9 protein-coding genes are annotated in these 8,742 nt (G+C 40.3%); 8 read left to right on the top strand and 1 reads right to left on the bottom strand.

Translation table 11 applies throughout. From position 1 onward, the window contains the following. Nucleotides 1-44: 44 nt before the first annotated feature. Nucleotides 45-860 (bottom strand): PRC-barrel domain-containing protein, encoded by an 816-nt coding sequence (locus I6E70_RS04880; RefSeq protein WP_101163438.1) that lies wholly within the window; start codon nucleotides 858-860, stop codon nucleotides 45-47. A gap of 666 nt (nucleotides 861-1,526) precedes the next feature. Here I6E70_RS04880 and corA point away from each other — a divergent pair. The 8 genes from corA to I6E70_RS04920 all read left to right on the top strand — a co-directional run bounded on the left by corA (nucleotide 1,527) and on the right by I6E70_RS04920 (nucleotide 8,653). After that, nucleotides 1,527-2,624: a magnesium/cobalt transporter CorA gene (corA, locus tag I6E70_RS04885; RefSeq protein WP_331459186.1), complete on the top strand. Its 1,098-nt coding sequence runs from the start codon at nucleotides 1,527-1,529 to the stop codon at nucleotides 2,622-2,624. Between the two features lie 180 nt (nucleotides 2,625-2,804). Next, on the top strand, nucleotides 2,805-3,044 hold the full coding sequence (locus I6E70_RS04890; RefSeq protein ID WP_008168384.1) for an SHOCT domain-containing protein: 240 nt from the start codon (nucleotides 2,805-2,807) through the stop codon (nucleotides 3,042-3,044). Nucleotides 3,045-3,114: 70 nt separating this feature from the next. Beyond that, a complete protein-coding gene (locus I6E70_RS04895; protein WP_197188175.1) occupies nucleotides 3,115-5,499 on the top strand; it encodes a phosphoketolase family protein in 2,385 nt (794 codons plus the stop codon). Then, nucleotides 5,496-6,953: a F0F1 ATP synthase subunit beta gene (atpD, locus tag I6E70_RS04900; RefSeq protein WP_101163439.1), complete on the top strand. Its 1,458-nt coding sequence runs from the start codon at nucleotides 5,496-5,498 to the stop codon at nucleotides 6,951-6,953. Before I6E70_RS04895 ends, atpD begins: the two co-directional genes overlap by 4 nt. Before the next feature lie 40 nt (nucleotides 6,954-6,993). Further along, nucleotides 6,994-7,320, top strand: a complete 327-nt coding sequence (locus I6E70_RS04905; RefSeq protein WP_290293871.1) for a F0F1 ATP synthase subunit epsilon — start codon at nucleotides 6,994-6,996, stop codon at nucleotides 7,318-7,320. Nucleotides 7,321-7,340: 20 nt separating this feature from the next. Next, nucleotides 7,341-7,694 (top strand): AtpZ/AtpI family protein, encoded by a 354-nt coding sequence (locus I6E70_RS04910; RefSeq protein WP_024607604.1) that lies wholly within the window; start codon nucleotides 7,341-7,343, stop codon nucleotides 7,692-7,694. Further along, on the top strand, nucleotides 7,687-8,016 hold the full coding sequence (locus I6E70_RS04915) for an ATP synthase subunit I (RefSeq protein ID WP_024594210.1): 330 nt from the start codon (nucleotides 7,687-7,689) through the stop codon (nucleotides 8,014-8,016). Before I6E70_RS04910 ends, I6E70_RS04915 begins: the two co-directional genes overlap by 8 nt. Further along, nucleotides 8,000-8,653, top strand: a complete 654-nt coding sequence (locus I6E70_RS04920; protein WP_197188176.1) for a F0F1 ATP synthase subunit A — start codon at nucleotides 8,000-8,002, stop codon at nucleotides 8,651-8,653. Before I6E70_RS04915 ends, I6E70_RS04920 begins: the two co-directional genes overlap by 17 nt. The last annotated feature ends 89 nt before the right edge of the window (nucleotides 8,654-8,742 follow it).

Below are 8,742 nucleotides of genomic sequence, written 5' to 3' on the forward strand. Positions count from 1 at the left end.
TTAAGACACGCTTGTTTTGGAATTTGTGCCTGTTTTAACTTTGTTTATTTTACTGTTTTAGCAATTTTCTCCCAATATGCAGCAAGTTCATAGTGATGAAAAACAGCTGCTTCAAAGTCCTGAGTTATCTCTTTATTTGACTCATATACCGGCGCATCTTTTATCGCTTTACGAACTAAATCAGTTGAAATTGAGTTGTCGAGCCATTGCACTTCGTAAATCCATGCTGACGGGATAAGTGCTTGATGTCCTCCCCACCAATTGCTCGTCTCAACAATTAGGTAACGAACCGCCCATGTATTTTCTTCAACTAAAAATCCTGATACATGGCCAATGTCTCCGTCTTTAGCGTGTATGTTATAGCCAATAATAGCTTTGCAACTACGAAGATTAGGATCCCCTTTTTGATCATGCTGACTTTTTATACTTTTATGAATTAGATTTGCGCTGCGGGCACCTTCGACACTATGTTCAAAAATGTCATTGCCAGGATATAAGGAGTAGGGATATATCCCGCTTCCCCAAAAATTAGTACCGATCCAGTAATACGGGTATCCATAGTAGTTTAGGTAATCCATTTCATGTTGTCGTGAAACGGGTTTATTAGTATCAATACCAGGACTATTTTTAACTTGGTCTTTACTGATTAAAACAGGGAAAATCTTTTCATCCCAATTTGGGTTTTGCACCGCAATAGGGGAAATTAAAACTTTGCGACTCGATAGCCACGTGCCTGTTTCTACAACAAAATAACGTATCACCCATGCTAGGTCATCAAACAAAAAATCTTTTTCTTTGCCTACAATACCGTCACTAGCAGCGATTGCACAACCTTCTAAGTCTTTCATACTACGTAACATAATAACGATCCTTTTTAGTGGGTTATTTGCATTTGTAATGCATTATTTTTGCAGTTTTTAACGCGCTTTTGCTTATCAAGTGCTTTCTTCTTATTTAGGGCACGTTTATCTTTTGAGGTTAAACATGCGCAGCCCTTTGGGTTAATTCTAGAGCGTGAGCTGGATGCGGAAGCTTTGCTCGGTTTTTACCGAGCCCGCTAGGTTGCAAACCTTGCGCCGCGATTAAATAGCCCCTAGATAGAACAAATTTCTATCTTAAAAGGTCAACAGACCCTAATGCTTATCTATAAAAAACCATGCTTTTATAAGCTGTAAAGTACAAACGATAAGTAGATTAATATTTCCAGTTTCGGCTTTTGAAAAACAAAGGTCTGTGCGCTGACGAACAAGCAATGTTATTTTTCATTGATTTTTAGGTAACGCTATAACAAGAATAATTAGAACGTGCGAAGTGTATTTTTAAAACTGACATTATATTTGAGTGTTAGCGCACGGACTCTATGCTTATTTTTGAGTAGCGTGGCTTTGTGACTGACTTTTATTCGCGCTGTAAGTGTTGATAATACTCACTTTATTCAGCTAACTTTAAATAAAGTAATCGAGCATATAATGTTAATACATAATAAAAAGAGAAAGTTGGGTGCTCCAGCATTGGGGCTATATAATGTGCGCAAGTCGAGAAAACATAAATATAACACTATTTCTGGGCCGTCACCCAAAGTTGAATACGTTGCTGGTGTTTTAGCGCCAACAAGATCAAACAATGCTGTTATACGTTATATAGATTATTCAGCTAGCCGTATAGAAGCCAAAGAGGTTAGTGATATTGATGAGTTTTTAAAAACTCCTCAACCCGAGTGGGCAACAGTGAGGTGGATCCACGTGAGTAATACAGACTCTTATATTGTTGGTTTACTTCAACATCATTTCGCATTTCATACGCTCACCGCAGAAGATATTTTACATGTACCTCAGCGACCTCGTATCGAATTTTTTGACGATCATTTATTTGTTGTATTAAGCATGTTGAAGCTAGAGACGCATGAGCCCAATAATACAATCCTTGATATTGAGCAAGTTAGCTTACTTTTATATGACAATGTTTTACTGAGTTTTCAAGAAAAACCAGGAGACGTGTGGCAATCCGTTCGCGGTCGTTTGCATACAGAAAATCGTCGTATTCGCAAAAATGGTACTGGTTATTTACTTTATGCATTACTTGATGAACTGGTTGATAAATGTTTTCCGGTACTTGAACAATATGGCGATATCCTTGAGGAACTTGAAGTAACAACACTTGAAAATCCAACTCCCCACGTACTGCATCATATCCATAGTATTAAACGAGAATTGGCATTATTAAGAAGAATTGTTTGGCCTATGCGAGAGGTTATCGACCATTTGTATCGCGAGGAAGGAGGCAGAATAGATGACTCTACGCGCCCTTACCTTAGAGATGTGTATGAGCATAATATTCAAATTGTTGAAATTATTGAGTCATACCGTGAAATGGTAAGCGGTTTAAGTGAGCTATACATGTCAGCTATTTCAAATCGTATGAATGAAATTATGAAAGTGCTTACTATTATATCTTCTGTTTTTATACCGTTAACATTTATAGCTGGAATTTATGGAATGAACTTTAAATACATGCCAGAGCTAAACTGGACTTGGGCATATCCCGTTTTGTGGTGTGTTTTTATTTTGATAACGACAGCAATGATATTTATTTTTTGGCGTAAAGGTTGGCTTAATAGAAATTAACTTTAATAGAAACAAAATTTAATAGAAACAGCAAGTAAATGCTCAATAAAACAACTACTTATGATTAACAATAATAAATGCGTACGCTAGCGAACAGAACCAATAATATCACTCACTTACACTCATTGTATTAATTGGGGTGTAAGTGTTTTGCGCTCCATATTTTAAGTGGAGATTAAAATGGGTCATGAATTTTGGAGTGAGTGGTACTCAGGTTGGGGTTGGTTTTTATGGTTTGGTATGTGGTTATTGCTCATATCGAGTTTAAGCCATTGGGGTTATAGCTACCGAACCCATAGACGCTATGGGTTAGAGTCTAATAAAACAGCAATTGATATTCTTAATGAAAGATACGCCAGCGGCGATATTGACAAAAAAGAATTCGAGCAAAAAAAACAGGACATAACTACCACTGCGTAGTTAGTGCGCTGGCTAATCCTCGCCATGCTCTTATATAGAGCATGGCTTAAGCATTTTTGGATGCGACAAGATGGAAACCCTGCATATGATTCTTCCTTCATTAACATCAAAAGAATTAGAGTTAATTGACGCATATTGGCGTGCCACGAATTACCTGTCGGTAGGTCAAATTTATTTATGCGATAACCCACTTTTAGAGCGCCCACTGATACTAAGTGATATTAAAAATATGTTGCTTGGGCACTGGGGAACAACACCCGGGCAAAATTTTATTTATGCGCATTTAAATCGCGTTATTAAAATACACGATCTAAATATGATTTATGTATCTGGCCCAGGGCATGGCGGGCAAGCTATGGTTGCTAATACTTATCTTGAGGGGACCTACAGTGAAATTTACCCTGATATAAGCCAAGATAAAGCAGGTATGCAAAAACTGTTTTTGCAGTTTTCGTTTCCCGGTGGCATTCCTAGTCATGTGTCGCCCGAGTGTCCGGGCTCGATTCATGAAGGTGGCGAGCTGGGCTATTCTTTGAGTCATTCGTTTGGAGCTGTATTTGATAATCCAGACTTAATAGTTGCTTGTGTGGTGGGTGATGGTGAGGCAGAAACAGGGCCTATTGCAACTGCATGGCATTCTAATAAGTTTCTTAATCCTATCAGTGACGGTGCTGTTCTCCCTATATTGCATTTGAATGGGTATAAAATTGCCAATCCTACCGTTTTAGCGCGTATTACCCGTGAAGAATTAGAGCAATTAATGTTCGGTTATGGCTGGAGCCCTATTTTTGTTGAAGGACATGAGCCTGAGCTAATGCATCAGGCTATGGCTAAAGCACTTGATGTCGCAATACATCAAATAAAAAAAATAAAAAAAGATGCTCTCGATAATAACGATCCAACTCGTCCACGTTGGCCAATGATTATCCTCATTTCACCTAAAGGGTGGACGGGTCCAAAGCTCGTAGATGGTTTTCAGATAGAGGGAACATCGCGTGCGCATCAGGTTCCTATTTCTAGCCCATCAGCTCATCCAGATCATTTGCAATTATTAGAAAGCTGGCTGCGTAGCTATCATCCAGAAACACTTTTCGATTCACAAGGGCGTTTATTACCAGAGCTTGCTGAATTGGCCCCAACGGGGAATCGCCGTATGGGAGCAAATCCTCATGCGAATGGTGGGTTGCTGCTAGAAGATTTGCATATGCCTGATTTTCGCGATTATGCATGCGAAGTAATCTCTCCTGGTATACGAGGAATTGGTGATACCAGAGTTTTAGGTCCATTTTTGAGAGATATAGTTGAGCTTAATGACGAGCAACGTAATTTTAGAGTATTTGGACCTGACGAAACAGTATCCAATGGTTTAGGTGCACTGTTAGAGGTAACCGATAGACAGTGGAATGCAGCAACCCATAGCAACGATGAGCAGCTTTCGCCTAGTGGCAGAGTAATGGAAATGCTGAGTGAACATCAATGCGAAGGTTGGCTTGAAGGATATTTATTAACCGGCCGCCATGGTTTGTTTAATAGTTATGAAGCGTTTATTCATATTATTGACTCGATGTTTAATCAACATGCTAAATGGTTAAAAGTGGCGGCAGGTTTACCATGGCGTAAAAAAATCGCTTCACTTAATTATTTACTGGCATCGCATGTATGGCGACAAGATCACAACGGTTTTACCCATCAAGATCCGGGTTTTATCGATCATGTTATTAATAAAAAAGCTGAAATTGTGCGCGTTTATTTACCGCCTGATGCTAACTGCTTGCTGTCGGTAATGGATCATTGTTTGCGAAGTCGTCATTACGTTAATGTCGTTATTGCAGGCAAGCATCCTGCGCCGCAATGGTTAGATATGGTGGCAGCTGTTAAACATTGTGAGGCAGGGATTGGCATTTGGCAATGGGCGGGTAATAGCGTAGATGCAACACCTGATGTGGTGATGGCTTGTTGTGGTGATGTGCCTACATTGGAAACGATGGCAGCCGTTATGATTTTACGCGAGCATTTTAGTAATCTTAGAATCCGGGTTGTTAACGTGGTTGATTTGATGCGTTTACAGCCTAATACCGAACATCCTCACGGGTTAATCGCAGAGGATTTTGACACTCTGTTTACTATTAATAAGCCGGTTATTTTTGCATTTCATGGCTACCCAACGCTTATTCATAGGCTTACGTACAAGCGTAATAATCATCATAATATTCATGTTCGCGGGTATAAAGAAGAAGGCACTATTACAACTGCTTTTGATATGACGGTATTAAACGAGATTGATCGTTTTCATTTAGTGTTAGACACACTGGAACGCCTGCCAAACTTGGGTACAAAAAGAGACGCACTAAAAAAACAGCTTGAAGAAAAGCTTATTGAGCATAAAAAATATATTAATAAGCATGGGCAAGATCTCCCTGAAATTCGTAATTGGCAGTGGCAGGCGCATCAATGAATTTTGTAGCTCAATCCACGATTAGTAAATTTGAAAATCTCGGTACAATTACCGCTATACGCGGCAGCGTAATTGACGTGCGTTTTGACACAAAGCTACCTGCGATTAATTCAATGCTTAGTGCTGGCGAAAATAAACAGTGTATTTTTGAAGTGCTAGAGCAGCGCAATGAGCATCATGTAAGAGCAATTGCGCTCACGCCTACACAAGGACTTGCGCGTGGCATGGAAGTTGTTGACAGTGGTGGACCGTTACTTACCCCTGTTGGTAAAGGAACCTTATCGAGAATGTTTGATGTGTTTGGTAACACGCTTGATGGCGGTGGTGAGCTTAAAGATGTTCAGTGGCGCTCTGTACATAATAAGCCAGTGCCATTAACCGAACGGTCAACTCAATCAGAGATTTTTGAAACCGGTATAAAAGTAATTGATGTGCTGGTGCCGTTAGAACGTGGTGGCAAAGCGGGATTGTTTGGCGGTGCAGGTGTTGGAAAAACAGTGTTATTGACTGAAATGATTCACAATATGGTGGGCAAGCACAAAGGTGTTAGCCTATTTTGTGGCATAGGTGAGCGCTGCCGTGAAGGCGAAGAGCTTTATCGCGAAATGAAAGACGCGGGCGTTTTGCCAAACATGGCGATGATTTTTGGGCAAATGAACGAGCCACCTGGGAGTCGTTTTAGGGTGGGGCATGCAGCTTTAACTATGGCTGAGTATTTTCGTGATGATGAGCAGCGAGATGTGCTGTTGCTAATCGACAATATATTTCGTTTTATTCAGGCAGGCTCTGAGGTATCGGGCTTAATGGGGCAAATGCCTTCAAGGCTTGGTTATCAGCCTACTATGGGCACAGAGCTTGCCGGCTTAGAAGAGCGAATTGCCAATACACAAAATGGTGCTATTACTTCTATTCAAGCGGTGTATGTACCTGCCGATGATTTTACCGATCCGGCCGCAGTTCATACATTTTCTCATTTATCGGCTTCTATTGTGCTCTCTCGTAAACGCGCTAGCGAAGGATTATTTCCGGCTATAGATCCCCTGCAATCTAATTCAAAAATGGCGAGCCCCGGGGTTGTGGGAGAGCGCCACTACTTACTTGCACAAAAGGTACGTAGCACCTTAGCGCAATACAATGAACTCAAAGATATTATTGCTATGTTAGGGCTTGAACAGTTATCAGTTGAGGACCGCAACATTGTTGGACGCGCAAGGCGTTTAGAGCGTTTTCTTACTCAGCCATTTTTTACAACAGAGCAATTTACTAGTTATAAAGGCAAACTTGTTAGCCTTGATGATGCGCTAGATGGGTGTGAACGCATTTTAAATGATGAATTTAAAAACGTGCCAGAGAGTGCACTTTATATGATAGGTGCCATAAGTGAGGTCAAAATAAAATCCACAGTAAATAATAATGAGGATACAAGCGGTGACGCAAACTCAGATACACCTTAAATTATTGCTGCCATATGAGATATTTTTCGACAGGCATGATGTGACTCATGTTGTTGCCGAAACAAGCGAAGGATCGTACGGATTTTTACCCAATCGCCTTGACTGTGTTGCGCCACTAACCCCAGGTATTTTGACATTTAATTGCGAAAAAGACGGTGAGATATTTGTAGCCGTAGATGAGGGCGTATTAATTAAAACAGGAAACACTGTGCTGGTATCGGTGCGAAGTGCCATATTAGGTACTGATCTGGCGACACTTCGCAGCGCTGTAGATAAAGAGTTTTTGGCACTCAATGAACAAGCACAACAAGTAAGAACAGTGATGGCTAAATTAGAAAGTAGCTTTTTAAATCGTTTTCGACTTTAACCACTAAAAGCTATTTATTTATGACAAACAAAAAAGACGACCTAGGTTCAAAAGACTCACAAAGCAGTTCATCAACACTTGCAGAACAAGTAGAAATAAAAGCCCAGCGTAAGCTAAAAGCAAGGCTTAACTCTCATCAAAAAATATGGTTTGGTTTAGGAATGATGGGCCTTATTGGTTGGTCGGTTGCAGTGCCTACCATACTTGGTGCAAGTTTAGGTGTGTATATCGACTCGCATTATGCCACTGAGCGGTCATGGACATTGGCTTTATTGGTGGCGGGTTTGGCGCTTGGGTGCTTTAACGCGTGGCACTGGATGAGCAAAGAAGACAGCGCGATACATCAAGAGCAAAAGGATGACGAAGATGCATGAGCTAGTTGGCGTATTAATTATTGTTAGTGTAGGTCTAATGCTTGGTGCCTTATTTTTTGGTGGCCTGTGGTGGACGGTGCAAAAAAGTATGGTATCGACTCACCCAGCCCTATGGGTTGTGCTGAGTTTATTTATACGCATGGCAATTACTTTAAGTGGCTTTTATAGTGTGATGACGAGTGACTTATTATCAAAATCTTGGTTGCAATTACCACTGTGTTTATTTAGCTTTTTGATAGCCCGTTTTATTACCACTTATGTTACCCGTACTGCATCAACCTCTCATTTAGCAAAGGTGACACATCATGCACCTGAGTCCTGATACGGTTATTTATTGGCAAAATGGTTTTTTAAAACTCAATGCAACCATCGTTTTCACTTGGGTTTTAATGTTGGTTTTGGTGATTAGTTCGATATTGATAACCCGTAAGCTTTCAACCACGTTAAAGCGTTCTCGTTGGCAAAATTTTTTAGAAATTATAGTAACGGGGATCACACAACAAATTGAAGACGTAGGCTTGAATGACGCTAAAAAATACCTTGTTTTTTTAGGCACACTGTTTTTATTTTTAGTAACCGCGAGCATGTTCACCATTGCTCCGGGTTATGAGCCACCCACGGCGTCGTTATCGACTACAGCAGCACTGGCGCTCACCGTATTTATTGCAGTGCCTTTATTTGGTATCAGTGAACAAGGGCTTGGCAATTACTTAAAATCTTATATGGCTCCTACTTTTATTATGTTGCCATTTAATATTATTAGCGAATTATCACGGACACTTGCTCTGGCTGTGCGGTTATTTGGCAACATGATGAGCGGGGCAATGATCATTGGCATTTTGTTAACCATTACACCCTTTATATTCCCAATCGTAATGACGGCACTGGGTTTGCTTACAGGCTTAGTACAGGCTTATATTTTTACTATGTCTCGTCCTGAAATGTGTTTACACATTTAGGATTTATTATGACCAAGTCAAATAATACACCGATCAAACGAACACAACGAGATTATTCATTAGGCTTTAAATTACAAGTTGTCGACGCT

This window comes from Pseudoalteromonas sp. NGC95 (genome assembly GCF_015864705.1).
Classification (GTDB): Bacteria; Pseudomonadota; Gammaproteobacteria; order Enterobacterales; family Alteromonadaceae; genus Pseudoalteromonas; species Pseudoalteromonas arctica.